This is a genomic window from Deferrivibrio sp. (assembly GCF_055117995.1).
On sequence record NZ_JBSQOT010000004.1, the window covers coordinates 49,455 to 74,441 of the forward strand.

Annotated in this window: 25 protein-coding genes; 20 read left to right on the forward strand and 5 right to left on the reverse strand. The window is 33.4% G+C overall.

Annotated features, from left to right (window positions below; translation table 11 throughout):
- Positions 1-90: 90 nt before the first annotated feature.
- From ACTCAF_RS02295 to ACTCAF_RS02315, 5 genes are all read left to right on the forward strand, one after another.
- Positions 91-1,167, forward strand: coding sequence for a GAF domain-containing protein (locus ACTCAF_RS02295; protein WP_463061688.1), 1,077 nt, complete (start codon positions 91-93; stop codon positions 1,165-1,167).
- A gap of 30 nt (positions 1,168-1,197) precedes the next feature.
- Positions 1,198-2,925, forward strand: a complete 1,728-nt coding sequence (locus tag ACTCAF_RS02300; protein ID WP_463061689.1) for a sensor domain-containing protein — start codon at positions 1,198-1,200, stop codon at positions 2,923-2,925.
- A 167-nt stretch (positions 2,926-3,092) separates the two neighbouring features.
- Positions 3,093-3,806, forward strand: coding sequence for an SDR family oxidoreductase (locus ACTCAF_RS02305; RefSeq protein WP_463061690.1), 714 nt, complete (start codon positions 3,093-3,095; stop codon positions 3,804-3,806).
- Positions 3,807-3,808: 2 nt separating this feature from the next.
- Positions 3,809-5,119 carry a glycerate kinase type-2 family protein gene (locus tag ACTCAF_RS02310; RefSeq protein WP_463061691.1) on the forward strand — a complete coding sequence of 437 codons (1,311 nt, stop codon included), beginning with the start codon at positions 3,809-3,811 and terminating at the stop codon, positions 5,117-5,119.
- Positions 5,120-5,130: 11 nt separating this feature from the next.
- Positions 5,131-6,957, forward strand: a complete 1,827-nt coding sequence (locus ACTCAF_RS02315) for a transglycosylase domain-containing protein (RefSeq protein ID WP_463061692.1) — start codon at positions 5,131-5,133, stop codon at positions 6,955-6,957.
- 17 nt (positions 6,958-6,974) lie between these two features.
- On the opposite strand, the gene ACTCAF_RS02320 is transcribed toward ACTCAF_RS02315, so the two are convergent.
- Positions 6,975-8,267 carry an HD domain-containing phosphohydrolase gene (locus ACTCAF_RS02320; protein WP_463061693.1) on the reverse strand — a complete coding sequence of 431 codons (1,293 nt, stop codon included), beginning with the start codon at positions 8,265-8,267 and terminating at the stop codon, positions 6,975-6,977.
- A gap of 100 nt (positions 8,268-8,367) precedes the next feature.
- Here ACTCAF_RS02320 and ACTCAF_RS02325 point away from each other — a divergent pair, with 100 nt between their 5' ends.
- From ACTCAF_RS02325 to hslU, 7 genes are all read left to right on the forward strand, one after another.
- Positions 8,368-9,339, forward strand: a complete 972-nt coding sequence (locus ACTCAF_RS02325) for a PhnD/SsuA/transferrin family substrate-binding protein (RefSeq protein ID WP_463061694.1) — start codon at positions 8,368-8,370, stop codon at positions 9,337-9,339.
- 103 nt (positions 9,340-9,442) lie between these two features.
- Positions 9,443-9,844, forward strand: a complete 402-nt coding sequence (gene tnpA, locus ACTCAF_RS02330; RefSeq protein WP_463061695.1) for an IS200/IS605 family transposase — start codon at positions 9,443-9,445, stop codon at positions 9,842-9,844.
- Between the two features lie 2 nt (positions 9,845-9,846).
- A complete protein-coding gene (tnpB, locus tag ACTCAF_RS02335; RefSeq protein ID WP_463061696.1) occupies positions 9,847-10,917 on the forward strand; it encodes an IS200/IS605 family element RNA-guided endonuclease TnpB in 1,071 nt (356 codons plus the stop codon).
- A 137-nt stretch (positions 10,918-11,054) separates the two neighbouring features.
- The gene (locus tag ACTCAF_RS02340; protein ID WP_463061697.1) at positions 11,055-13,196 is read left to right on the forward strand and encodes a diguanylate cyclase; all 2,142 of its coding nucleotides are present in this window, start codon (positions 11,055-11,057) and stop codon (positions 13,194-13,196) included.
- A 212-nt stretch (positions 13,197-13,408) separates the two neighbouring features.
- The gene (locus ACTCAF_RS02345; RefSeq protein WP_242820438.1) at positions 13,409-13,867 is read left to right on the forward strand and encodes a plasmid pRiA4b ORF-3 family protein; all 459 of its coding nucleotides are present in this window, start codon (positions 13,409-13,411) and stop codon (positions 13,865-13,867) included.
- 227 nt (positions 13,868-14,094) lie between these two features.
- Positions 14,095-14,625 carry an ATP-dependent protease subunit HslV gene (hslV, locus tag ACTCAF_RS02350; protein ID WP_463061698.1) on the forward strand — a complete coding sequence of 177 codons (531 nt, stop codon included), beginning with the start codon at positions 14,095-14,097 and terminating at the stop codon, positions 14,623-14,625.
- Between the two features lie 11 nt (positions 14,626-14,636).
- Positions 14,637-15,959: an ATP-dependent protease ATPase subunit HslU gene (gene hslU, locus ACTCAF_RS02355; RefSeq protein ID WP_463061699.1), complete on the forward strand. Its 1,323-nt coding sequence runs from the start codon at positions 14,637-14,639 to the stop codon at positions 15,957-15,959.
- A 12-nt stretch (positions 15,960-15,971) separates the two neighbouring features.
- Here the strand turns inward: hslU and ACTCAF_RS02360 are convergent, their stop codons facing one another.
- A complete protein-coding gene (locus ACTCAF_RS02360) occupies positions 15,972-17,033 on the reverse strand; it encodes a homocitrate synthase/isopropylmalate synthase family protein (RefSeq protein WP_463061700.1) in 1,062 nt (353 codons plus the stop codon).
- A 172-nt stretch (positions 17,034-17,205) separates the two neighbouring features.
- Here ACTCAF_RS02360 and nifB point away from each other — a divergent pair, with 172 nt between their 5' ends.
- The 3 genes from nifB to nifA are packed head-to-tail and all read left to right on the forward strand — an operon-like array spanning position 17,206 to position 19,978.
- Positions 17,206-18,093 carry a nitrogenase cofactor biosynthesis protein NifB gene (gene nifB / locus ACTCAF_RS02365; RefSeq protein WP_463061701.1) on the forward strand — a complete coding sequence of 296 codons (888 nt, stop codon included), beginning with the start codon at positions 17,206-17,208 and terminating at the stop codon, positions 18,091-18,093.
- A 9-nt stretch (positions 18,094-18,102) separates the two neighbouring features.
- Positions 18,103-18,378, forward strand: a complete 276-nt coding sequence (locus ACTCAF_RS02370; protein WP_463061702.1) for a hypothetical protein — start codon at positions 18,103-18,105, stop codon at positions 18,376-18,378.
- A gap of 13 nt (positions 18,379-18,391) precedes the next feature.
- Complete coding sequence (gene nifA / locus ACTCAF_RS02375; protein ID WP_463061703.1) at positions 18,392-19,978, forward strand: nif-specific transcriptional activator NifA; 1,587 nt, start codon at positions 18,392-18,394, stop codon at positions 19,976-19,978.
- Between the two features lie 16 nt (positions 19,979-19,994).
- Here nifA and ACTCAF_RS02380 read toward each other — a convergent pair whose 3' ends face one another.
- Together ACTCAF_RS02380 and fdxB are read right to left on the reverse strand one after the other, a co-directional pair.
- Positions 19,995-20,255, reverse strand: coding sequence for a nitrogen fixation protein NifZ (locus ACTCAF_RS02380; protein ID WP_463061704.1), 261 nt, complete (start codon positions 20,253-20,255; stop codon positions 19,995-19,997).
- Positions 20,242-20,529: a ferredoxin III, nif-specific gene (gene fdxB / locus ACTCAF_RS02385; protein ID WP_463061705.1), complete on the reverse strand. Its 288-nt coding sequence runs from the start codon at positions 20,527-20,529 to the stop codon at positions 20,242-20,244. Before fdxB ends, ACTCAF_RS02380 begins: the two co-directional genes overlap by 14 nt.
- 196 nt (positions 20,530-20,725) lie before the next feature.
- Between fdxB and ACTCAF_RS02390 the strand changes: the two genes are divergently transcribed.
- From ACTCAF_RS02390 to ACTCAF_RS02410, 5 genes are read left to right on the forward strand one after another with little or no spacing between them, the layout of a single operon-like run.
- Positions 20,726-21,877, forward strand: a complete 1,152-nt coding sequence (locus ACTCAF_RS02390; protein ID WP_463061706.1) for a nitrogenase component 1 — start codon at positions 20,726-20,728, stop codon at positions 21,875-21,877.
- A complete protein-coding gene (locus ACTCAF_RS02395; protein ID WP_463061707.1) occupies positions 21,864-22,082 on the forward strand; it encodes a nitrogenase component 1 in 219 nt (72 codons plus the stop codon). Before ACTCAF_RS02390 ends, ACTCAF_RS02395 begins: the two co-directional genes overlap by 14 nt.
- Positions 22,079-23,389, forward strand: a complete 1,311-nt coding sequence (gene nifN / locus ACTCAF_RS02400) for a nitrogenase iron-molybdenum cofactor biosynthesis protein NifN (protein WP_463061708.1) — start codon at positions 22,079-22,081, stop codon at positions 23,387-23,389. The genes ACTCAF_RS02395 and nifN overlap by 4 nt, the downstream gene beginning before the upstream one ends.
- The gene (locus ACTCAF_RS02405; RefSeq protein WP_463061709.1) at positions 23,370-23,747 is read left to right on the forward strand and encodes a NifB/NifX family molybdenum-iron cluster-binding protein; all 378 of its coding nucleotides are present in this window, start codon (positions 23,370-23,372) and stop codon (positions 23,745-23,747) included. Before nifN ends, ACTCAF_RS02405 begins: the two co-directional genes overlap by 20 nt.
- A complete protein-coding gene (locus tag ACTCAF_RS02410) occupies positions 23,734-24,141 on the forward strand; it encodes a DUF269 domain-containing protein (RefSeq protein WP_463061710.1) in 408 nt (135 codons plus the stop codon). Before ACTCAF_RS02405 ends, ACTCAF_RS02410 begins: the two co-directional genes overlap by 14 nt.
- On the opposite strand, the gene draG is transcribed toward ACTCAF_RS02410, so the two are convergent.
- A complete protein-coding gene (gene draG / locus ACTCAF_RS02415) occupies positions 24,112-24,981 on the reverse strand; it encodes an ADP-ribosyl-[dinitrogen reductase] hydrolase (RefSeq protein ID WP_463061711.1) in 870 nt (289 codons plus the stop codon). The two genes, ACTCAF_RS02410 and draG, sit on opposite strands and share 30 nt — an antisense overlap.
- Positions 24,982-24,987: the final 6 nt, after the last annotated feature.

The following is a 24,987-nucleotide window of genomic DNA, read 5'->3' on the forward strand; positions in this document are numbered from 1 at the left end:
CTGCTTTGCCTTTTTTATTATGTTATTTAAGTTGAATAGTTTTAAAAAAGCTGTAATAATATTGTAAAATATGCATATATAAAGGGACGTATGGAAAATTCGTTGTACTGTATTTTTTATAAGACTATTGATTTTTCAGGTGGCAATTTTTCTATTGTTACCACAAAAGAGATTAGCAACACAGAAGGTGCATTATTTCAAAAATTAAAATCCGAATCTGAAAAACTTATCATTTTAAATTTTAAAGCATTAGTTGACAAAGATACGGATTCTATAACAAGGCAGGTGTGTGTTTTTGAAAAAGATTTTTCCGGTATTGAGTTTCTGGTAAATATACATGTTATAAACAGGACACCTGAAAAACTCTATCTTTGCGAAGTATATATTGAAAATACTATTTATTTGAAAGAGGTTTTTGAGCATTTGATTCATAGCCGGATAATCAGTTTTGTAATCTATAACTTTGATAATATTCTGTTTGCTGATAAAGGTTTTACCTGTTTAACGGAATACAGTGAAGATGAACTCAAAAATATGGATTTTTCATCTTTTTTTAATGAGTCTTTTAAAGAGGTTATAAAGAATATTTCAGACAAACGAAGCAAAGGCTTTAACATAAATCAGGAGTTTCACCATTTGCCGATTTATACAAAGAGCGGCTATTTTAAGTATGTAAATGCCTATGATACCACAATTTCATATTTAGGTCAAAATGTCGGCTGTATGTTTATTGTGGATGTTTCCGAAGAGGTTTCAAGTAAAGACTTATACAGTATTTTGTATAATTTAAACTCGCTAATAAGAAAACGAATTGTTAGTCTTGAAGAATTTTTTAATTTTTTGTGCAGTGAGATTGTAAAGGATAAAAATATCAGTTTTGCATGGGTTGGGAAAATTTATAAGAGAAAAAGGCCTAAAATAATTGCAAAGGCAGGCTATGAGGAAGGTTATCTGGACTATTTTATGTCAGTTTTAAGCTCTGATAAATATGATATTGGACCCACATTTTCATCGGTGAAAGAGAATAAAATAGTGATAAATCAAGACACAAAAAGCAATCCGAATATTTTGCCGTGGCAAGAGGAGATGCTGAAAAGAAACTACCATTCTTCATGTGCAATCCCCATAAAATATAAAAATGAATATTTTGTTTTAAATCTTTATTAAAATAAACAGTATTTCTTTAATGAAACACTTATGGACACATTAATTGCACTGCAAGAATCAATTGCCGGTCAGGTAAACAATCTAAATGAGATCGGTTTTAAGAATATTTTGTTGAGTACTGTTGAAAATACGTATGATTGGGTAATGATTACGGATAAAAACGGTATAATCGAATATGTCAACGATGCAGTGGTAACAATTAGCGGATTTTCCAGAAAGGAGATAATAGGGAAAACTCCGAGGATATTCAAATCAGGGCTTTATGATAAAAGCTTTTATGAAAATTTATGGAAAAAGATTACCAACGGAGAGATTTATAAAGGGGCTGTAACCAATAAAAGAAAAGATGGCAGTTATTTTCAGGTGGATAATACAATTGTTCCTGTTGCTCAAAATGGGAAAATAATAAAATTTGTATCCATTGCCAAAGATATTACAAAAGAAGCTTATCTTGAAGAGGAGGTATTCAAATTTAAATATACCGATTTGCTAACTGGAGTTTTAAACAGGGAAGGATTTATTGAAAATGTCAACAAACAGCTTGAGGATTTTTACAAGTCAAAAGAAACAGCAATTGTAGTTGTTTTTGATATATATGGATTTGCGATGCTAAATGAACGATACGGCTTTGAAAAGTGCAATGAAATTTTGAAAAAGGTATCTAAGGAGCTTGTAGGTAACTTTTATAGAAAAGATTTGGTGGCAAGGGTCGGAAGTGATAGTTTTGGAATATTCTTGCGACTTGATAGTGATGAAAATTTGCTCAAAGTTATCGATAAATTTTTAAATTTTTTTAAAAGGCCGGTTTTTGTGGATAAAGATAAGCTTTTGATTGATATAAATATTGGGGTTTCAGTATGGGATGGTGGAATAGGCGCTACCGATTTGCTTGCAAGGGCAGAGGCAGCCTTAAATCTCTCAAAAACGGAAGGGGCAAACTGTGTTAGAGTATATAATGAAAAAATAAACAAAAATGTTATGGAATATTTTGATAAAGTGGGGTTAATCGAAGAAAGTCTTGAAAAAGAGTTTTTTGTATTTCACCTTCAGCCTATTGTTTCTTCAGCTACCCTAAAAATTGAATCTTTTGAAGCTCTTGTGAGAATCAATCACCCTGAAAGGGGACTGATATATCCTGATTTTTTTATAAATATAATAGAGAAAACTAAGCTTTTGGAAAAATTTGAATTGTTGCTTTTTAAAAAAATTGTGGAATATTTGCAAACAGTCCACTTACATTTAAATAAATACCTGAAAATATCTGTAAATATTAGCGCCAATTCGGTATCTTCAGGAAAAATACTCGAATGTGCAGATATAGTCCCTCTTAATCTCAGACAGTTTATAAATCTTGAAATTACTGAAAGGGTATTTTTAAAGGATAGTGGAAAAGTAATAGATATCATCGATAGGCTAAAGAAACTTAATTTTATGGTGGAGATAGATGACTTTGGTACAGGATATTCAAGCCTTGGAATGATTGAGCAGGTATCTTTTGACATACTCAAGATAGATATATCGTTTGTGAGAAAAATGCTTGAGGATGAAAAAGTAATGGGTATTGTAAAAACTATCGTATCTCTCGGTAAAAATCTCGGCCTTCAAACTATAGCAGAGGGTGTTGAGACTAAAGAGCAGGCTGAAATATTAAAATCAATAGGCTGTGACTTTCTGCAGGGTTATTTCTTTTCAAAACCTATCCCCCTTGAAAATGCAATAGATATCTTCAAAAATCAGCCGCATTTTCATTTGAGTTGATAAATAGCCTTCTTTTAAATTTGTCAGAGAATAGACAACGGCTAATTTGTGCGGAATATTTAGAGGGCAGAATCTCTGGACATTTTATGTAAGTGTGTTATCATATTGTTATAGCAAGTTAAATTTTATGTGCAGGGGTTGTTCTGTTTAAAATTAAGGGGGTAGATATGAATAGAAAAATCTTGATCACCGGGGCAAGCAGGGGGATAGGATTTGAGCTTGCCAAAATTTTACTAAAAAAAGGGGATACTGTTATCCTTGCGTCAAGAAGTATCGAAAACAGTAAAAATCTTGATGAATTGAAAAAAATATCTGACAGTTTTTTTGCAATTAACTGCGATGTATCAAAATCTGATGAAATAGACAGACTTTACAATTTTACAAAGGAAAATGTTGGCAGTATTGATATCCTGGTGAATAATGCAGGGCGAGGAATCTATGCGCCGGTTGGTACTGAGACTGCGCAGTCGATAAAAGAGATTATTGACCTGAATGTGTTTGGACTGATTTATCTTACAAATAAATTTGCAAAAGATATGGTGGAAAACAAGGGAACTATTGTCAATATTGCCTCCGTTGCCGGTAGAAAGGGGTTTGCAGGGCTTTCCACGTATTGCGCCACAAAATGGGCTGTGGTGGGATTTTCTGAAAGTATCAGGGATGAGCTTTGTTCAAAAGGGGTAAGGGTCATTACAATTGAACCTGGTCTTGTGGATACTGAATGGGGTGAAAATCTGCCTGAAGCATTTATAAAATATAAAGAGTCGGTAGATATGTTAAAACCTGAAGACATCGCAAATCTGATAGATTATGCCCTTGATGCACCAAAGAATGTTTCGTTGAATGAAGTGCTTGTAAGGCCTACAAATCAGCCAAGATAAAAATGACTCATGAATTTTTGATAGATATTTTTAAAAGTGCTGTTGATGCTGTTGACCCATATAATCTTATTTTGCGAAAATTAAACATTAAAAACGGTATCTTAAAACTTTTTGATGAAAATGAAAGTTTTGAGCTGGATTTGAATAATTTTGATAAAATTATTGTTATCGGTATCGGGAAGGCAAGTGCCAAAATGGCGCTTGGCGTGGAAAATGTATTTAAAGGTTACGATTTTGAAGGGCTTGTGGTTACAAAATATGGTCATACCGAGAAATTGACAAAATTTGAAGTTTTACAGGCAGGTCATCCGGTCCCGGATGAAAACAGTATCAGAGGTGCAGAAAAAATCATAAATCTCTTAAAAAATGTAAACGATAAAACATTTGTCCTGACACTTGTTTCCGGTGGGGGCTCTGCCCTTGTCTCTGCTCCCCGTGAAGGTTTCACACTGGCAGATAAGCAGGATATTACAGGAAAACTTCTTGAAAGAGGGGCTGATATCGGGGAAATCAATTGTGTGAGAAAGCATCTTTCAAGGATGAAAGGTGGCGGCTATCTAAAATTGTTGAAAGATTCATTCAGTCTTAATTTAATACTTTCTGATGTAATCGGTGACAGACTTGACACAATTGCAAGCGGACTTACATATTTTGACAGCACGACTTTTCATGATGCCCTAAAAATTTGCGTGAAATATAACATTGAGGGTAAAGTAAAAGAATATTTTAAAAAAGGCGCTCTGGGGGGTGCAGAAGAGACTTTGAAAGAAAAAGATATAAAGAGCAGCAGATTTAAGAATGTTATAATCGGGTCAAACTACCACGCACTTCTTGGTGCAAAAAAGAAGGCTAAGCAACTTGGGCTTAGTCCGCTCATTCTTACAGACGAACTTTTTGGAGAGGCAAGAGAGGTGGCAAAAGTGTTATTGTCTTTTGCAAGGGGATTTAAAAAGTATCACAAAGGATATGACTGCCTGATATCTGGCGGTGAGACAACGGTTACAATAAAGGGGAGCGGAAAAGGTGGAAGAAATCAGGAGATGGCTCTTGCCTTTTTAAGTGAGCTTACAAAAAATGATGAAGGTATTTATTTTTTGTCGGCCGGCACAGATGGCAATGATGGACCGACTGATGCAGCGGGAGCTATGGCAAGCTATGAAATATTAAAAAGGGCTTATGAAGTTGGGCTTAATCCTGATGATTTTCTACAAAACAATGATTCTTATCGTTTTTTTGAGCAGGTAAAGGCCCTTGTAAAAACTGGTCCTACAAATACCAATGTTTGCGATGTGCAAATAGTATTGTTAAAATAGTGTGACTTAAAATGAGTATTAAAAAGCTATTGTTTTTTATAATTTTTTTACTGACTATTTTTTTGCTTTATATATTTGGCCTTGATTACGCTTTTGGTAAATACAGGCAATATCTTTTTTCTTTAATAAAGATTCCTGATATCAAAACACTTAATGATTCAAAGACAATTACACTAAAAATATATTCTAAAGACAATAATATAATTTTTGAAAAATATATGTCATATGGCGACACTATCAGTGTGGAGGAAGATTTTAAAGAGTTTGATGTATTTTATGAGAGATATGTTGAAATGAAGGGGGAAGACCCGATTAAAAGCAAGTTGTGGGGAGATTTTTATGGGCAGCTTAAAGGAATATATTTTGAATACTTTTTTAAAGATGCGCTGAAAAATGAATTTTATAAAAGACTTAATGAAAAGTACAAGCCGTCTGAGCTTTATGAAGCTATATTTAACAATTTTGTTTTTTCAAACGGGATAAAAGGGGTAAATGGATATTCATTGTATCTATTTTCCAAAAAGTTTTCTGAGCTGCATTTCAAAGAAAAGGTTTTTTTGGCTCTTGCAGCCCTTGAAAATATAAATGACCCAGAAGACTCTTACGGTAAAATTTTTGATGATTCTTCTCTTATAAGCAGAAGTGGCAGGAAAATTTTTATTAATCACCCTCAGACACTTGTGAAATATCCTGACTACCTTGATGGTGTTTTCGGAGAATTAGATGATTTGGACTTAAATTTTAAGGAAAAAAGCTATGAAATATTTACAAATCTTGATGAGAAAAAATATGCCGATTTTACTAGGTTGTTAAGAGACTCTCTCAAAGGTTTTAAAGGGGTAGAGGCATCTTTAGTGCTTATTGATTATCAAAACAAAAAGACAGTTTTGACAATAGGGACAATCAACGATGATTATGGTAGAAACAGAGCACTTAAGGTAAAAAGAGAGGTTGGCTCAATTTTTAAGCCGGTTACCTATTTAACTGCATTTCAGAGAGGTATAAGACCTTCTTTTGTACTTGAAGATAAGCCATACGAATTTAAAGAGGGGAATTTTATTTACAGACCAAAAAATTACAAAGATTTTTATATGGGAAAAACCAATATAAGAAACGGACTGATTTACTCACTTAATAACCTTACAATAAAACTGGCAGAAAAAGCCGGATTGAACAATGTAGCATACATGGCAAACAGAATAGGATTTAAAGATATCAAACCCTTTTATGCCATGCCACTTGGGTCAATACCTCAGACACCTTTTGATGTTGCTTATGCGTACTCTACTCTCGCAAATTATGGAAAAAAATGCGAGATGAAATTTATCGATAGTGTAGTTGCAGATGATGGCTCTGTTGTTCAGCCAAATAACGAATGCAAAAGGGTAGCCGACGAAAAAAGTGTATATCAGACCCTTTACCTTATGAAGAAAGTTGTAAGCAGTGGCACTGCAAGAGGGAAAGGCCTTATTAAAGGTACTGCTGGCAAAACAGGTACAACAAATGACAGTAAAGATGTCTGGTTTGCGGCAATTTTCCCACCGTATGTTGCTGTGTTATGGGTTGGGTACGATAACTTTAAATCGTTAGGGGATGATGCTTCCGGAGGTAAAATAGCAGCACCAATTATGGCAGAAATAGAACGTAAATTGCTGCCGGGTGTGACCAATATTCAGTTTAAAGTCCCAGAAGGTATACGTATGGTCAAAGTGGTAAAAGGTGAAGATAAACTGTTTGATTCAGGGTGTGGCTCATTTTATTATGAAATGCTCAATAAAAACAATCTGCCGGATGTATGCATAGCTGATAGTCTAAATGTTGCCACAAAAGAAGATTAGTAAGCCAAAAGGTATTTTCAAATCAATACATTTTTAAAATTATTGTACTTAGCAATAACCTCATTGTGAAGAGATTTGCTGATATATTGTATCTCGTCTATGTTTTCTTTAAGGATATCTAAAATATTACAATCTATTTTTCCATTTTTTGCAAAAGTTTCAAGAATAGATAAGGTTTTATCTATTTTCATCCCTTTTCTGTATGGTCTATCTTCGGTAAGGGCTGTAAAAATATCAGCAATAGTCATCAATCTGCATCCTGTGGTAAGCCTGTTTGCTTTTAAATGGAATGGATATCCCGTGCCGTCAAGGTATTCATGATGAAAGGCTGCCATATATTTAAGATCATCAAAGATTTCCAGTGAAGTGAGTATATAGTAAGTATAATAAGTATGTTTACGCATTTCCGCCATTTCATCAATAGTTAATGGACCATTTTTGTTTATTATGTAAGGGTCGATTCCAAGCTTTCCAATATCGTGAAGATAGCCTGCAACTTCCACTTCTTTTTGTTTTTGTTCATCAAATCCGCAATATTTTGAAAGAGTGGCTGCGGTGTTTGCTACCCTAACAGAATGGGTTGCGGTAAATGAACACCTGAAGTCTATCAATTGCCCGATAAATTTTGTAAATTCCATGATGTTTTCTATATTAAGATCATAGATGTCGTATTGTATATATTTTCTTAAAATTTTGTCTTTGTCGGGCATATCAAGTTCAAGCCAGAAATACTCTTTGTCTTTGAATTTGAGAAATGCTTCCACATGTTCGGGCTTAAACATTTTGCCGGATTCCGAAGAAATAATGTCACAGATTTTATCCTTCTGGTAATAAGAAGCTTTATTCCTGTCAAGCAAGATATCAATCCTGTCAGCAAGAAAAATTATTAAGGGCTCATCTTTTATGTCAGGATAGTCTTTATATTTAAAGTGGTGTTTCTCTATTATATCTGATAGTTCTTGAAAAAATGATACCTCTTTTAATAAATATGAGCCGATTTTTGAGTGGGATAATTTGCTATCATCTCCAATATCAAATGTTGATAAGTTTTTGACTTCACTTGTTACCATTAACCCTATGTCATGAAGAAGGGCAGCTAATGTTGTATTCTTGATTCTGCTCAGATTAAGACCATATTCAGCAGCAATGGCCGTGGCAATATAAGCAACCCTATGATGGTGCTGGGTCAGATTTTTATTCACAAAATCTACGATTTTGGAAAGATTGTATGCAAGATCGAAAGATGAAATAAGAAAAGAACCACTCAGGAAGTTGAAACTTTCAATTATATTAGTTCTAAAAAAATCCATACTTTATGGTATCATAATATTTTGAAAATTTCAAAAAAATAGTGAATGATAAATTAAAAAAATTGACTTGAATAAAATAATAATTTAGAATATTTCAAGTATGAGATTGATAAATATATGTTTTCATCATACAACAGAAGATATAACAGTATGGCATGATTTTGCAAAATACCTTTCTGAAAAGTTAAATGAAGAGTTTTCTGTTGTTTCTTATAAATCTCTTCGTGAAGAGCAAGAAGCGCTCTTAAATGAAGAATATGATTTAGCTTTTCAAAACCCTGAGACAGCCCAATTACTTTTTTCAAAAGGGTATAAGCCCATCGGAAGGCTTAATGAGCAGTGGGATACTGTATGTTATTTCTCAAAAAAAGACCTGGTTAGAGATAAAAACTTTTATAGGGTCGGAATAGTACCTCTTCGAGTTATTTATTCGACACTTATTGAGCTGGAGCAAATAGGATTTAATATTAACCAGATAGATTTTATGATTTATAAAAATTTAGAGGATATCAAAAGTGCTGTTATTTCCGGTGAAATAGACATTGGAATTACTAGGAAGGACAGTTATATTAAATTTTCTGAAGAGGAAAAGTCACAGCTTCAAATTATTTATGAATTTGGAATGGGTATTTTTCACTCTTTTATGGCAAAAGAGTCTGATCCAGAATTTTTGGAAAAAACTAAAAATGTATTACACACAATGCATCTAAATGATTCTGGACTTAGTATATTAAAAAGGCTTGGTTCTGATAAGGTAGTGGATATTGGGTATGAGTTTGGTTTTTTGGAGCGATTAAATTCACTTGGTAACAAAATATTTGAATATCGAGATTATAAAAGCATTTTTAATGCTGTCGAAAAGGTTACAAATGTAGGTATTGTTATCTTTAGAGAAAAAGTTGAATACGCAAATGATTATGTTAAAAACATTACAGAGTATTTTGAGGATTTAATAGGGGTTGATGTCGTCAAATTGCTGGCACCGTCTCAAAGAGAGGAAAGCCGTGAGTTCATAAGAAGATGCATTGAAGGTGAATTTTTCGATATCAAATATGATAGTTTAACTAAGTAAACGACAGAAGTCGCCCACTTCTATAAGTGGGCGATGAATGTTGCTTGACAATTCTTTCCTTTGTGATATAATCAGTATTAAAGGAAGGAGTTGAGCAATATCAATGAAATTAGACAATAATAATCATTCAGTATTCTTGTTGTATTATCATCTTGTTTTGGTAACTAAATATAGAAGAAAAGTTATTGATGATAATATATCGAATAGACTAAAAGAAATATTTGAAAAGATACAAGGTAATTATAATATTACATTACAAGAGTGGAATCATGATAAAGACCATGTTCATATATTATTCAAAGCACATCCAAATAGTGAATTATCTAAATTTATAAACGCATATAAAAGTGCTTCATCAAGAATAATAAAAAAAGAATATCCAGAAATAAAAAAACAACTCTGGAAAGAATATTTTTGGTCAAGAAGTTATTGTTTGCTTACAACTGGTGGTGCACCAATTGAAGTAATTAGAAAATATATAGAAACACAAGGAAAGGAGGTGTAACTTTGCTAAAAGCATATAAATACAGGATATATCCAACAAAAGAACAAGAAGAATATTTTTCTAAAGTATTTGGCTGTGTAAGATTTATTTACAATAAAATGCTTGCAGATAAAATAGAATATTACAAACAGACAGGAGAAATGCTTAAAACTACACCTGCAAAGTATAAGAAAGAGTATCCTTTTCTAAAGGAAGTAGATAGCCTTGCCCTTGCTAATGCACAGCTTAATTTAGAGAAAGCATATAAAAACTTTTTTAGAGATAAGAAAATAGGTTTTCCAAAGTTCAAGAAAAAGAAAGGTTACCAGTCTTACACTACAAATAATCAAAATGGAACGGTAACACTTGAAGGTGGTTATCTAAAAATTCCAAAGTTAAAGACAAAAATAAAAATAAAACAACACAGACAATTTGAAGGAAAAATCAAATCCGTAACCATATCAAAAACGCCAACAGGTAAATATTATGTTTCTATACTTGTAGAAGAAGAAATTAAAGAATTACCTAAAATAGATAGAAAAGTAGGCATAGATTTAGGCATTAAAGAATTTGCTATTTTATCTGATGGAACAAAGGTAGAAAATCCAAAATGGTTAAGAAAAACAGAAAAAAGAATTAAAATTATACAAAAATCATTATCAAGAAAGCAAAAGCAAAGTAAAAACTATGAAAGAACAAGACAAAAGCTTGCTAAACTACACGAAAAAATAGCAAATCAAAGGAAAGATTTTTTACACAAACTATCCTCTAAAATTATTCACGAAAACCAAGTGATAGTTTTGGAGGATTTGAAAGTAAAGAATATGCATCAAAACCACAGATTAGCAAAAGCAATAACAGAAGTATCATGGGCAGAATTTAGAAGGATGTTAGAATACAAATCAAAATGGTATGACAGAGAAATAATAATAGCACCACAAAATTATGCATCAAGTCAAATATGTAGTGAATGTGGATATAAAAATTCTGATGTAAAGAATTTAGCATTGAGAGAATGGAAATGTCCAAAGTGTGGTGCAGTTCATGATAGAGATATAAATGCAAGTAAGAATTTGCTAAAATTAGCCATGTAAATGGTATATTTGGGGATGGAACAGCCCTTTGAGCGTGGGATAACTTGCTCCGTTGGGAGTATTGACCACGAAGCCACCACTTCTATAAGTGGGGGTAGTTCACTATACTGCTGTGAAGAAATAAAGAGGTAGAAAATATGGAAAATAGAAAATTCTATCATGAGCTAAACTGGTTATGGAGAGGAATCAAGTTAACAATAGGTCAAAAAACTGTCATTTCTTTCTTTTTTGTACTTATGATACCGGTAGCGGGTATGTATTATTTTTTAAACGTTTCATTTAAAGACTATTTTACTAAAGAGTACGTAAATGAGGTTGGTAACCAGATAAATTCTATACACAGAATATTTGAAAGTGAATTACTTTATCCTGGGCATATTTTTGAGTTTTTAGTAAAAAATCCTACTTTTCTGGAATTGGTAAAAAAAGATGACCCGATACTTTCTGCTAGGCTTTCTATGGTTTCAAGTGAGGTGGAAGGGGTTAATATATCTTTTATCTACAATTATCTATCAAAAGAAACAATTACATCAAATAATAAAAATTTTAACTTTGAAAGAATGTTTAACGACCTGGAGACTCAAACTTTATCTAACTCTTTTTCGAAAAGTTATGAAATTATCCCATTTGACAAATCTATATTTAGTGAAGAAGAGCTTATAAGGCTTGGAAATATATCAGATAATGAGCTTGTGGTTTTTCTTGCCATTTTACCATTTACTATTGAAGGTAAAAAATATCTAATTGGTAATTTGACTGTTTTAAATAACAATAGAAACTTAATGGATAAACTCTACAATACTTTTACATACAACACAGCACTTTTTAGTGCTTTAAGCTTTAGCAATAAAATTGTTGCAACGAATTCAACTCCCAAAAATATTTTCTTTTTAAATCTAAACCTTCCTGTAGAATTTATAAATGAGCTTAATACGGGTAAAATAGTAAAAGGTATTTATAATATTGATAATGAACCTATTGCTATAGCTTCAATTCCCTTGAAGTCTTTATCTGAAAAAGTGATTGGAGGATTAAGTATTGCATCAAATATGAATAAACTGAACATTCTAATTTTTGAATTCAATAAAATAATAAAAATTGTTATATTTTTCAGCAGTATAATAATTATTTTTATAGGCGCAGTGGTTTATAATGATACTAAAAGACCTATCTGGGGAATTAAAAAAGCGCTTCAAGAAATCAGGAATAAAAATTTCGATGTAAAACTCAATTACAAAACTTTTGATGACTTCGAAGATATTGCAAATAGTATTAATGACATGGCAATCAGTCTTAATCAATACACCACAACTCTTAACAGGTTTAACCAACTAAACCAAATTATTACTTCTACATTAAGTGTTGATGAAGTTTTAAGTACAGCAACAAACAAAATATTAGAATATACATCTTCACAACTTGCGGTTGTCTACCTTTATAATCGTGACAAGGACATACTGGAACCTTATTTTGTAAAAAATGCCGATAAGTCCTCATTAAAGGATGTAAAAATGGGGGATGGAATTGTGGGAGAGGTAGCAAAAACAAAAACATATTTTTGTATTACTGATATCACCCCGGATAACTTCCTTTTGGATACAGGGATTTTAAATATAAAGCCAAAAGAAATTGCAGCATTTCCTATTGCTATTAAAGATAGTCTGTTAGGGGTAATGGTTGTAGGTTCGATTAAACTGCATAGCAAAGAGGATCTTGATTTAGTAAATAACCTGCTGACTCAAGTTGCAATTGTCGTGGATAACTGTATAACACACTCAAAAATAACTGAGCTTTCCATTAAGGATGAGCTTACAAATATTTACAACAGAAGGTATTTATTGCAATCTCTTGAGACAGAGATTTTAAAGTCAAAAAGATTAAAATCACCACTATCTATTGGAATTTTTGATATCGATAACTTTAAAAAAATCAATGATACATATGGTCACCCTACCGGAGATATTGTCTTGAAAAAATTTGCGGATATCATAAACACACATAAAAGGTCTTATGATATATTTGGCAGGTTTGGTGGTGAAGAATTTCTTTTAATTTTACCTGGTACAGGGGATGATGAAATATTTGTTGTTTTAGACAGGTTAAGGAAATTTATAGAAAAAGATTTAGTAAAATTTGTAGGATTTAGTGTTACCTGTAGTATAGGTGGTGCAAGTATTAAGGATTTTTCAAAATGCAATATTGAGTCATTAATAATAAAAGCTGACGAAAATTTATATAAAGCAAAAGAAACAGGTAAAAACAAAGTTATTGTATCTTAAATATCGGTCTGCCTTTTTACAAGCAGACTTATTGTTTAAAACAGGCTGTAATTAGCGATAAAATAAATGCCTGTCCTTTTTAAAAGAAATAAGCCCTGCGCAGGGCAGGGTAAGAGTATAAAATATACTTTTGCTTTAAAAAAATATTGTAAATAAAAAAAAGATATATAAAAAGCGTATATCATATAATTATTAAATAGGAGTGATTAGTTATGGAAAATGTTTATTTATTTAGAGTTGTTCAAAATAGGTACTTTGACTACCCAAAAATTAGAGGAATGCCCACTATAGAAATTTCAATACCAGAAAATTATTCCTTATCTGAGCTAGCTGATATTATATTGGAAGCATTTGGATTTACGCGAGATCATCTTATAGGATTTTATGATAATTGGAAAAGCTATACAAATTCTAACGAAATTTACGAAGAAAGAGATTTTGATTTTTTCCCAAACAATAGTAAAGGTTTAAAGGCAAAGATAAAAAAAGTCTTTAATGAGCCAAATAAAAGGATGTTAATGATATTTGATTATGGTGACATGTGGCATTTTTTAATAGATTTTAAAGGTATAAAAAAGGTAAGTACTGTTGAGAATAAACAAATAGTCGTAAGTAGGAAGGGTAATCCATTTTCTCAATATTCAGATTATGATGAGGGCTATGAAGACTAAGAAGGTAAATTTTATTTAAAGATATTCCTGTTTTTTGATAAACTAATGATTCTATGATATGCTTTTGTAGATGATTTACTCAGTCTTAGTATAAGAGCCAATTTGTAAAATATTTTTACTTCTTTTTAAAGCTTAATAAAATTGTGTGATGCCAAATTGGCAAACAACTTGAAAAAAATATATTTATAGCTATATTTGTCTTCTGTTTAAAAAGAAGAGGTGTTTAAATGTTTAAAGGGACTACCGTACTTGCGGTAAAACGTGATGGTAAAGTGGCAATTGGGGCTGACGGACAGGTGACTTTCGGGCATACAGTGCTTAAACCAAATGCCAAGAAGATTAGAAAACTGATGAATGGTAGTATCATATGTGGATTTGCCGGGTCAACTGCTGACGCATTTACGCTTATGGAGAGATTTGAAAAGAAATTGGAGCAATATTCAGGTCAGCTTTTGCGTGCTGCTGTTGAGTTGGCAAAAGATTGGAGGACTGACAAATACTTAAGAAATTTAGAGGCGATGATGATAGTAGCTGATAAGGATAATTTGTATCTTTTAACAGGTAACGGGGATGTGTTAGAACCTGTTAATGGAATAGCTGCTATCGGCTCAGGGGGGCCATATGCTCACGCTGCTGCACTTGCTTTGGTCGAAAATACTGATTTAGACTCAAAGAGCATTGTGGAAAAAGCATTAACAATTGCCGGGAATATTTGTATTTACACAAATACTCAACTTACAATAGAGGTGATAGAGTAATGGAACTTTCAATGGAAAATTTAACTCCCAAACAGATTGTAAATATTTTGGATAAATACATTGTAGGTCAAAAAAATGCCAAAAAGGCCGTAGCAGTTGCTTTGAGAAACAGATATCGTAGGATGAAATTACCTAAAAGTTTACAAGAAGAGATTTCTCCTAAAAATATAATTATGATTGGGCCTACAGGTGTGGGGAAAACAGAGATAGCAAGAAGGTTGGCAAAACTTACAAAATCCCCATTTTTAAAGGTTGAAGCGAGCAAATTTACCGAAGTGGGGTATGTGGGCAGAGATGTGGAGTCGATGATAAGGGACCTGGTTGAAATCTCTGTCAATATGGTAAAACAGGAGATGAGGCAAAGGGTTCAGCAAAAGGCTGAGAAACTTGCCCAGGAAAGGTTGCTTGATATCTTGCTTCCAAGACCGACAGGTTTTGCCGAGGATAAAAATGAGTCTGAAACAAGGGAAAAGTTCAGAAAAATGCTTGAAATAGGGACTCTTGACGATAGGGAAGTTGAAATTGATGTGGATGAATTGGGCCCTCAAATTGAGGTGCTGACAAATGTTGGTATGGAAGATTTTGGCTCAAGTTTGCAGGAGATGTTCAAAAATCTTGTTCCGAAAAAGAAGAAAAGAAGAAAGATGAAAGTAAAAGAGGCTAAGTCAATCCTCGAGCAACAGGAAGCAAACAGACTAATAGATATGGATGAGGTGAAAAGTGAGGCTCTTAAAAGGGCTGAACATTCCGGTATAATTTTCCTTGATGAGATTGATAAAATCTGCTCAAGGGAGTCAGGCAGTCGCGGTCCCGATGTTTCCCGTGAAGGGGTACAGAGAGATTTACTGCCTATTATAGAAGGCTCCACCGTTATGACAAAATATGGAATGGTGAAGACTGACCATATTCTTTTTATTGCTGCAGGTGCGTTTCATGTATCGAAACCGTCTGACTTAATACCCGAGCTGCAGGGGAGATTTCCTATAAGAGTAGAGCTGGATAGTTTGAGCAAGGAAGACTTTATAAGGATTTTAATGGAGCCTGAAAATTCCCTTACAAAGCAATATACAGAGCTATTAAAAGCCGATGAAATACAGGTGCAGTTTACCGACGATGGTATCGAGGAGATGGCTTCAATTGCTGCTGAAGTAAATAAAACAAATGAAAATATTGGAGCAAGAAGACTCCATACTATTATTGAAAGGGTCTTAGAAGAGATTTCATTTGAAGCTCCTGACACTGATGAAAAAATTGTGGTGGTAAACAGGCAGTATGTCAGGGATAAGTTGAAAGGGATTGTAGAAAACCAGGATCTGAGCAGATATATTCTGTAATGTTAAAATTTTTTAAACAATATCATATTTTAGTTTTTCAACAACGGAAAAAGGCAAGTCTTTCTTGGAAAAGTTCACTCCGCTTTTTCCTAAAAGGTAAATGAGGTTAGCTCTTCCGCTTGTAGGCCCGAAGGTAATTTTTCTTTCTCTTTTTAATATTTCAGGGTCAAAAGGCTCATAGAGCTGAGGGTTTTTTAAGATCCCATCTACGTGCATCCCTGATTCATGGCAAAAAGTGTTTTCACCAACGATAGGTTTGTTTTTTTCAATTTTGAATCCTGATATCTCTGATACGATATTGCAAACTTCTATTATGTGCTCCAGAATGAGGTCTATATGATATTTTTTCGTTAAGAACAAAATCATCGCAAGTTCTTCAAGGGGACAATTTCCTGCTCTTTCACCAAGTCCTAAAATAGTAGTGTTTACATAGTCTGCACCTGCTTCTACAGCTGCAAAGGTGTTAGCTGTTACCATTCCAAGATCATTATGACCGTGAAACTCAACAGGTATTTTTAAATGTTTTTTGATTTTGGAAACCATTAAAAAAGTGTTGAACGGATTTAAAATTCCTACAGTATCACAAAACCTTACCCTGTCAGCTCCGTACTCTTGTGCAGTTTTAAAATATCTAATTAAAAACGAGGGTTCAGCCCTTGAGCTATCCTCTCCCCCAACTGAAACGTAAAGGTCTTTTTCCTTACAGTATGTGATAACCCTTTTTAAATTTTCAATAATCCAGTTTCTATCTTTATTTAATTTTTTCTGTATGTGAATATCAGAAACAGGCAGTGATATCTCTACGGCCTTTGCTCCGGCAGAGAGAGATTTTTCAATATCTTCAATTTTACACCTGTTAAACGCTATAATTCTTGCCTGGGGGTTTAGATTCATAATTGCTTCAAAAGATTTCATGGCATAACTTCCGGAAGCGGGAAATCCGGCTTCGATCTCATCTACATTAAGCTTTTCAAGTACACTGACAATTTTTAATTTATCCTTAATCCTAAATATTACACCGGGAGTTTGTTCACCGTCTCTTAAAGTGGTATCATCGAAAAATACTTTTCTCATAACAACACCTCGTTATATATTTTAAAAATTATAAGCATATTTTATGCCTGAATGTTTGAAGCAAGATTTGTCATAAAAGTGACTATTTCTATCCATCTTGTAATAAATATTACAAAAAATCCTTTTAAACCGGTGGCATAAGTGTTGCAATTGTTCATTCAAGGAGGCGAATATGAACTGCACTAAATTAAAACCGGAACTAAAAGATAGCATAAAAGAAAGAATAAAAGATCACCCCTGCTTTTGTGAAAAAGCACATACCAGGTATTCGAGGATGCATCTGGCTGTTGCTCCGAAGTGCAATATCCAGTGCAACTACTGCAATAGAAAATTTGATTGTGTAAATGAATCAAGACCGGGTGTTACCAGTAAAGTTTTGAGTCCTGAGGAGGCATTTGAACATTTTAAATATGTAAAAAGTAAAATAAATGATCTTACCGTTGTGGGGATAGCAGGGCCAGGGGATCCTCTTGCCAATATCGAAAATACCATGAAAACATTTGAGCTTATAAGAAGTTATTCAAATAATATTAGACTTTGCATCAGTACAAATGGATTAATGCTCCCCTACTACATAAAAGATATTGTTAAGCTGGGTGTTGAACATATAACCATTACAATAAATACCATTGATGAAAAAATAGGCAGTAAGATCTACAGGTATATCAAATTCAACGGAAAAACATATAAAGGTATAGAGGCAGGTAAAATATTGTTTGACAAACAGTTAGAAGGTTTAAGGTTGGCAGTTTGCCTGGGGTTAATTGTCAAGGTAAACACAGTTTTGATACCTGGCATAAATGATGCTAATATCGCTGATATAAGCAGGATGATAAAAAGAGAAGGTGGATTTATACATAACATTATCCCTCTTATAAACCCTGCTGATAATTCAACTTATTTTGCAAAGGCAAAAGTAAGAGAGCCTGAAGCAAAAGAGATTGAATTTGCAAGATTTCGGGCTGCTCTTGAGCTTGGGAGTGTTTCGAGGGTTATGAAGCATTGCAAACAGTGCAGGGCTGATGCAGTAGGCAAATTAAATGAAGACTATAAAATATAGAGGTGAGCTATGTTGAAGAATTATAGTATTTTTAAGGTAGAAATTGTTGATATAGATTACGGAACATATATGACAGGAATTACAGCTAAAAATGGTAAAATAGTTTTTTCGGTTATGATGAAAACAGAAGAAGCAATAAAAGCTATGGTTGAAAAAAATAGGGAGGCTTACTGTGTTCTTTTAGGTAAAGATGTAATCATCTTCAGGGACTTTAAGTATTTTGCATCGAAATTTATATCAAATCGAAAAATACTTGAAGAATATTCCGGTAAAATCCTGACTTAGGGAAAGATAGATTATGGCCTATTCTGATGTTTTGAAATTTTATAAACTTGCCCTTGAAACTGTTTTCCAGATTGGCAAAATTTTATCAATGTCATTTTATGGCTCCAATCCATATGAAAATATCCTGAATATTTTATCCGACCATTTGAATGTAAAAAGGGGGATGATTCTGATATATGATAAACAATCAGACTATCTTTTTCCCAAAGCTGCGGTAGGGATTGACAGTGTGCAGTACAGCAAATTGTTTTACAAACCAAAAGAGGGGATAGTTGGCAGGGTTTTTTCAATGGGTGTTTCCATGATGATTCCAGATATAAATGAAGAGCCCAATTTTCTTGGTAAGATTGAACGTGAACACACTTATGAGAAAACTTCCTTCTATGCCATGACTATCAAAGATAGTGAAAATGTTAAATATGGGGTGCTTGCAATAGATAAAGATGCATACGATGTGGTCAATGTAAAAACTGAGTTTGATCTTTTAAATATGATTTGCACCATGCTCGGCAATTTTATAAAACAGAAAATACAAATAGAGGAAAATATAAAATCACTCGAGGAGAAAAACTTAAGGCTATCTGCACAGATTATAACAAAATATGGGTTCAAAGAGATAGTGGGTAAAAGTAAAGTAATGAAAAATGTATTTGAAAAAATACATATGTTACTTAAATCAAAAGCTCCTGTACTGATAATCGGAGAGAGTGGTACCGGGAAGGAGGTTGTAGCAAAGACCATTCATTATAATAGTGAAAGAAAAAATGGTCCTTTTGTTGCTATAAATTGTGCCGCAATCCCTGCTGAATTAATAGAAAGTGAAATTTTTGGTTATGAAAAAGGTGCTTTTACCGGCGCTGTATCCCAGAAAAAAGGTAAATTTGAACTTGCTCATGGTGGAACACTTTTTCTTGACGAAATAGGGGATATGCCTCTTAGCTTGCAGAGCAAGCTTCTCAGAATTTTGCAGGAAAAGGAATTTGAAAGGGTGGGGGGGACTTCCACCATAAAAACCGATGTGAGAATAATTGCTGCAACCAACAAAAATTTACTTGAAGAAGTTCATAAAGGGAATTTCAGACTTGATTTGTTTTATCGTTTGAATGTTTTTAATATATTTTTGCCACCTTTAAGGGATAGAAAGGAAGATATACCGTATCTTGTTGAACATATTTTGAAAAAAATGAACAATGAATATGGGCTTAACAAGAAGATAGATAAACAAATATTTGCAAAATTAATGAATTGTGATTTCCCCGGAAATGTTAGGGAACTTGAAAACTGTATTGAAAGGGCTTATTTTAATTCCCCTTCCGGTGTAATCTCATTTGATGATTTTTCATGTAACCTCTGTAAAATCACAATGCCAAAGATGGGAACTTTTGAATCAAATGATGTTCAACAGTCCGATAATAACAATAAAAATGTTGATATGAAGGTAGATATTAGTCCTGAAACTTATTCTGAAAGGGAAAAAATAATTGAAGCCTTGAAAAAATGCGGCTGGGTTCAGGCAAAAGCGGCCAGGTTGCTTGGGGTTACTGTTCGTCAGCTAAATTACAGGATTAAAAAGTATAATATAAATATTCAAAAAATTTAGGTATCTTTTTCAGTATTTATACAGGTATCCATCTTCCGGTATCCTCATCAAAATCTTCTAAAATTTCCAGCTCGTCCTCTCTCAAGCCAACTATTTTATCATCTTCCAGAAAATGAACATATATTACCTGCAAATTCAAAAATTCTCCCAGCTCTCTTACAAACCCTACTGAACCAGCTTTCAAAATTATATTCCCCCTTCTGCATCCAGAACATGTGCCGTCATTGCGTATGTCGTTTAAGACCTTTACTTTTTGACACGGTTTAAATTTGATCATTTTTTACCTCCAAAGGTTTATGAACAAAACATCCTTTTGGACATGCCTTCTGGCATGCCTTGCAACCAATACATAAATGATCATTGATAAGCTCCATATATGTAAAGTCGATATCTTCATCATCTTCTTCCATCACTTTCAGATTCATGACATTTTGGGGGCATACTTTATAGCACCTACCACAACCCATACACTTTTTTGAGTCAAGAAACATGACAAATTCCGGAATAAAATCAAGACCACCCTTAGTTTTGTAAGTAATGTATTCAGGCATATTTACCTCCTTGCAAATTTAAATTGTTTTAAGTTTTGTAACCTGATAATTGTCTAAACAAAATTAATGCCAGTGTGTTTAACAAGAATCTTTGTAAGATTTGTATTCAAATCCGGAAATTTTGTCATATCTATTACAAATTTTACGGTTATTTTAGTGGCATTGTTTTTGATTTACAGGGTTAAGGAGAAAAAAGATGTCTGAAAGAACAATATTGGTAGATAATACATGCCAGATAAAAGGAACAAAGAGTGATAAAATTAATAAATGTGCCAGACCGGAGCCTGGTGGTGCGCTCGGTGGTTGTGCCTTTGATGGAGCTCAAATTACACTTTTACAGATTTCCGATGCCCTTCATATTGCACATTCCCCATCAACCTGCATTGGTTGCAGTTATAATAATAGAGGAACAAGGTCAACAATTGGTGCTTTATACAGGTACGGAATAACAACCGATATGAATGAAATAGATATAATTATGGGGAGTGAAGAGAAGCTGATAAAAACGATAAAGGAATGTACCGATATTTTCAAGCCTAAGGCCATATTTGTGTATTCTACATGTGTTGCTGATATGACAGGATTTGATTTAATAGATGCCGCTAAAAAAGCACAAAATATAGTTAAAATCCCTGTTATCCCGGTTGATTCACCAGGATTTATCGGAAACAAAAATTACGGTAACAAAAAAGCCGGAGAAGCCTTGTTCAAGTATGTAATAGGTACAAAGGAGCCTAAGGATACAACAGACACAGATATCTGTATAATTGCGGATTATAATATTGCCGGTGAACTATGGAGGATATTGCCATATTGTGAAGAACTCGGGATAAGAGTTTTGAGCAAGATTACAGGGGATGCTACATATGAGGAAGTCGCTTATGCCCACAGAAGCAGGTGTAATATGGTTGTATGTAGCAGGGCACTTGTAAGTCTTGCAAAATCACTGAAATTAAAATACGGCACAGAGTATTTTGAAGGCTCATTTTATGGTGTCAAAGAGACTTCCAATGCCCTTAAAAAAATTGGAGAGATTCTGAATATAAGCTCTCTTAAGGAGAAGATTGAACGCTTTGTAGAAAAGAAAGAGGAAGAAGTAAAACAAAAGCTAAAATTTTTCAGAGAATTTTTTAAAAATAAGAGGGTATTTATCTATTCCGGTGGGGTAAAAAGCTGGTCTATGGTTATGCAGCTTGAAGAGCTCGGATTTGAAGTTATTGGTAGCGGGATAAGAAAATCTTCGACTGAGGATATAGAAAAATTAAAGAGGCATTTTGAAGGGAAGCAAAAAATACTAATGGAAAAAGGAGATGGACAGTTATTGCTTGATATACTTGAAAAAAAATAAAGCAGATCTGTTTATAGCGGGTAGTAGAAATATGTATGTGGCAATGAAAGGGCAGATCCCTTATCTGGATGTTAACCAGGAGAGAATTAAGGCATATGCGGGGTATGAAGGGATGATTACACTTGCCGGTGATATATATCATACAATGAATTCAAAAGTATTTAAGACGGTTAAAAATAATCCATCATTTTTGAGGTCAATATGAAAAGCTATCAAATAAACCCTTTGAAAAAAAGTGCTGTGCTTGGTGCAACTCTTGCAAGTCTTGGTTTGAAAAACACTATACCTGTACATCACGGTTCTCAAGGGTGCACTGCATTTATAAAAAATATTATGACACAACATTTTAGAGAGATAATACCCATGCAAACTACGGCAATATATAACATTGCACTGGTATTAGGGGACTATAACGAACTTGTAAAGGGGCTTTCAAATGTAATTGAGAAAAACAGGCCAGAAGTAATTGGGCTTATTACTACAGGGATACCTCAGGTCAGAGGGGATGATTTAAAATATATGGTAAAACAGTTTTACAGAAAACACCCATCTATAAAAACCGAGATAATTCCTATAGGTGTTTCAGACTTTGAAGGGGATGCCGAGACAGGTTTTTCAGATGCAATTTGTGCATTTATAGATGGAATAGATTTTTACAAAAGTTCTGACAATAAGGATTTGTTGATTTTAACCAATTTTTCTATGACGTGCGGAGATATAGACGAAATAAGATATATTGTGGAATCTTTTGGTTTAAACCCCATTTTTTTCCCGGACATTTCAGAATCACTTGGGGGGTCATTTAATCACTATTACAAAATCACACCCGGCGGTTTTGAATATAAGACAAGGCTTAAAAAACCTGTTTTAGCTATCGGGATAGGTAAATCCACAGAGAAGGGATTGAATATTTTGAAAGATAAGGGGATAAAAGTAAAACTTTTTCCTTTCCTGATCGGCTTAAAACAGACAGATGATTTTATTGATTTTTTAAGTGAATTTTCAAACAAAACGCCTTCAAAGAGCATTATAAAAGTCAGAGGACAGCTTATAGATACAATGCTTGATTCACATTTTTATTTTAATAACAAAAAAATAGCACTTGCTGTCGAGCCGGATCTGGCAAAAGGGTTTTACGGTTTTTTATATGAGGAACTCGGGATAGAAATCTCAATTTTAGTTACCACATATATGAGGGATGACTTAAAAGAAATAGATGTTGTAAAATACGGTGATTTGTTTGAGCTGGAACAATATATGAGAAATACAGATCTCTTGATGACTAATTCAAATGGGACATTATTAAGCGATAAATATTGTGTACCTCTTGTCAGAACAGGATTTCCTGTAAAAGATGAAATAGGTTATCCGTTAAAAGTCTTTTCGGGCTATAAGGGGAGTTTGAGATTATTAACAGAAATTGCAAATATTTTTTTGCACCAGGAAGAGGAAAAAAGCTATCAATATAAAAATGTTAAGGGGGTAAAATACCATGAAAATAGGGTTTTGTAGCATCGACGGAATAAAAATCAATGAGCACTTTGGCAGGGCAGAAAAAATATTTGTCTATGATGTTAATCTTCATAGTTCAGATTTTTTAGAGGAAAGAAAGGTTGAAAAAGCAGATCCGAATAATGAACATCTTGACACAATTGATGAGAAAATCGAGAAAATAAAAGACTGCAAAATAATTTATTTCACACATATTGGTGGCCCTGCAGCAGCAAAGGTGATAAAAAATAAGATTTTTCCGGTAAATGTCAGAGATGGTCTTCCAATTGAGGAAGCCATAGGTATGTTACAAAAAAGTTTTGAAAACCCACCATTGTGGATAAAAAAAATTCTGAGAGAAGAAAATGAAGTTAAGTGAGTCAATATTGAACAAAATTAAAGCAATGGACACTTTTGGTACTTACAAAAGGTTAAGTGACGGGGAAATTTTAATGAGATATTTTCGTAAAAAAAGCGTAAGTTTGGAGGAAAGTTTCGGTGATATAAGCGAAGAGGGAATATTTAAAATAAGACTTTTTTATGAATCTGTTGCTTATTTTATAGAAAAAAATACCGGGGTTGAGATTAATGTCTGTGCAGATATTTCTAAGGAAGGTTTTGGTAAAATTGTCATATATTCGGGCAAAAGGATAATAAATATATTTCATCTCAGAAATTTGCATAGATTTGGATTTAACAGTATAGATGAGATAGATGGTTACGGGGATGAAATTTTATTCAAATTAAAAGATATTTACCCTGAGATTGCATAAACTAACAGCTAATTTCGTGATTTCTTTATATACATTTTTATCGAGCTTATTGATCCATTTTTTAGGAATGGAAGTCAGTTCATAAGTTGCACCGCACAAAGCTCCAACAAGCGCACTGATTGTATCGGAGTCACCACCATTATTAACTGTCTCTATCATTGTATCCTTAAACGAAACCCCTTCAAAGTAGAAATGCATTATGGCTTTGTAAGTGTCTACAATATAACCTGAATTTTCACCTTTATATCTTGAAAAGGAGAAAATTTTGTGCTCATTTATAAATTTTGAAACTTTTTCGAGTGCTTCAATTTTACTTCCTCCTGATAGTAAAATATTTAATGTCTCACAATAGTTTATAATTGCCAGATCACTTAATTTATTATTATGGGTTATATGGGCCTGTTTTAATGCAATTTCTTTAAGAGCACCAACATCTCCTTTTGCGTATATACATATCGGAATACACCTCATCAGTGCACCATTGCCAGCACTGTTTTCGTCGTAATCAGCTTCATATTTTGATGTTTTCATATAATTTATTAGTGAAAATCTTATTGTATTGCCTATATCTACAGGTTTTGATTGCATCCACTTTAGAAAATAGTCAGCTACAATTTTTTGGGAAAAACCTTTATTGTCAACAATACTACTGGCAAGAGCAATGCTCATTTCCGTATCATCTGTTATTTTCCCGGGCTTCAAATGGAGCCAGCCACCACCCACAATGGATTTTAGCTTTCCATATTTAAATTCTATCTCTTTTTTCGTCATAAATTCTGTTGTAGCGCCAAATGCATCTCCAATGGCAAAACCAAGAAATGCTGCAATCGATCTTTTCATAAAACT

What these genes read in the sequence shown, in the direction of transcription:
- ACTCAF_RS02295 (WP_463061688.1), top strand. Translation starts at nt 91, where the DNA reads ATGGAAAATTCGTTGTACTGTATTTTTTATAAGACTATTGATTTTTCA.
- ACTCAF_RS02300 (WP_463061689.1), top strand. Translation starts at nt 1,198, where the DNA reads ATGGACACATTAATTGCACTGCAAGAATCAATTGCCGGTCAGGTAAAC.
- ACTCAF_RS02305 (WP_463061690.1), top strand. Translation starts at nt 3,093, where the DNA reads ATGAATAGAAAAATCTTGATCACCGGGGCAAGCAGGGGGATAGGATTT.
- ACTCAF_RS02310 (WP_463061691.1), top strand. Translation starts at nt 3,809, where the DNA reads ATGACTCATGAATTTTTGATAGATATTTTTAAAAGTGCTGTTGATGCT.
- ACTCAF_RS02315 (WP_463061692.1), top strand. Translation starts at nt 5,131, where the DNA reads ATGAGTATTAAAAAGCTATTGTTTTTTATAATTTTTTTACTGACTATT.
- ACTCAF_RS02320 (WP_463061693.1), bottom strand. Translation starts at nt 8,267, where the DNA reads ATGGATTTTTTTAGAACTAATATAATTGAAAGTTTCAACTTCCTGAGT.
- ACTCAF_RS02325 (WP_463061694.1), top strand. Translation starts at nt 8,368, where the DNA reads ATGAGATTGATAAATATATGTTTTCATCATACAACAGAAGATATAACA.
- tnpA (WP_463061695.1), top strand. Translation starts at nt 9,443, where the DNA reads ATGAAATTAGACAATAATAATCATTCAGTATTCTTGTTGTATTATCAT.
- ACTCAF_RS02340 (WP_463061697.1), top strand. Translation starts at nt 11,055, where the DNA reads ATGGAAAATAGAAAATTCTATCATGAGCTAAACTGGTTATGGAGAGGA.
- ACTCAF_RS02345 (WP_242820438.1), top strand. Translation starts at nt 13,409, where the DNA reads ATGGAAAATGTTTATTTATTTAGAGTTGTTCAAAATAGGTACTTTGAC.
- hslV (WP_463061698.1), top strand. Translation starts at nt 14,095, where the DNA reads ATGTTTAAAGGGACTACCGTACTTGCGGTAAAACGTGATGGTAAAGTG.
- hslU (WP_463061699.1), top strand. Translation starts at nt 14,637, where the DNA reads ATGGAAAATTTAACTCCCAAACAGATTGTAAATATTTTGGATAAATAC.
- ACTCAF_RS02360 (WP_463061700.1), bottom strand. Translation starts at nt 17,033, where the DNA reads ATGAGAAAAGTATTTTTCGATGATACCACTTTAAGAGACGGTGAACAA.
- nifB (WP_463061701.1), top strand. Translation starts at nt 17,206, where the DNA reads ATGAACTGCACTAAATTAAAACCGGAACTAAAAGATAGCATAAAAGAA.
- ACTCAF_RS02370 (WP_463061702.1), top strand. Translation starts at nt 18,103, where the DNA reads ATGTTGAAGAATTATAGTATTTTTAAGGTAGAAATTGTTGATATAGAT.
- nifA (WP_463061703.1), top strand. Translation starts at nt 18,392, where the DNA reads ATGGCCTATTCTGATGTTTTGAAATTTTATAAACTTGCCCTTGAAACT.
- ACTCAF_RS02380 (WP_463061704.1), bottom strand. Translation starts at nt 20,255, where the DNA reads ATGATCAAATTTAAACCGTGTCAAAAAGTAAAGGTCTTAAACGACATA.
- fdxB (WP_463061705.1), bottom strand. Translation starts at nt 20,529, where the DNA reads ATGCCTGAATACATTACTTACAAAACTAAGGGTGGTCTTGATTTTATT.
- ACTCAF_RS02390 (WP_463061706.1), top strand. Translation starts at nt 20,726, where the DNA reads ATGTCTGAAAGAACAATATTGGTAGATAATACATGCCAGATAAAAGGA.
- nifN (WP_463061708.1), top strand. Translation starts at nt 22,079, where the DNA reads ATGAAAAGCTATCAAATAAACCCTTTGAAAAAAAGTGCTGTGCTTGGT.
- ACTCAF_RS02405 (WP_463061709.1), top strand. Translation starts at nt 23,370, where the DNA reads ATGAAAATAGGGTTTTGTAGCATCGACGGAATAAAAATCAATGAGCAC.
- ACTCAF_RS02410 (WP_463061710.1), top strand. Translation starts at nt 23,734, where the DNA reads ATGAAGTTAAGTGAGTCAATATTGAACAAAATTAAAGCAATGGACACT.
- draG (WP_463061711.1), bottom strand. Translation starts at nt 24,981, where the DNA reads ATGAAAAGATCGATTGCAGCATTTCTTGGTTTTGCCATTGGAGATGCA.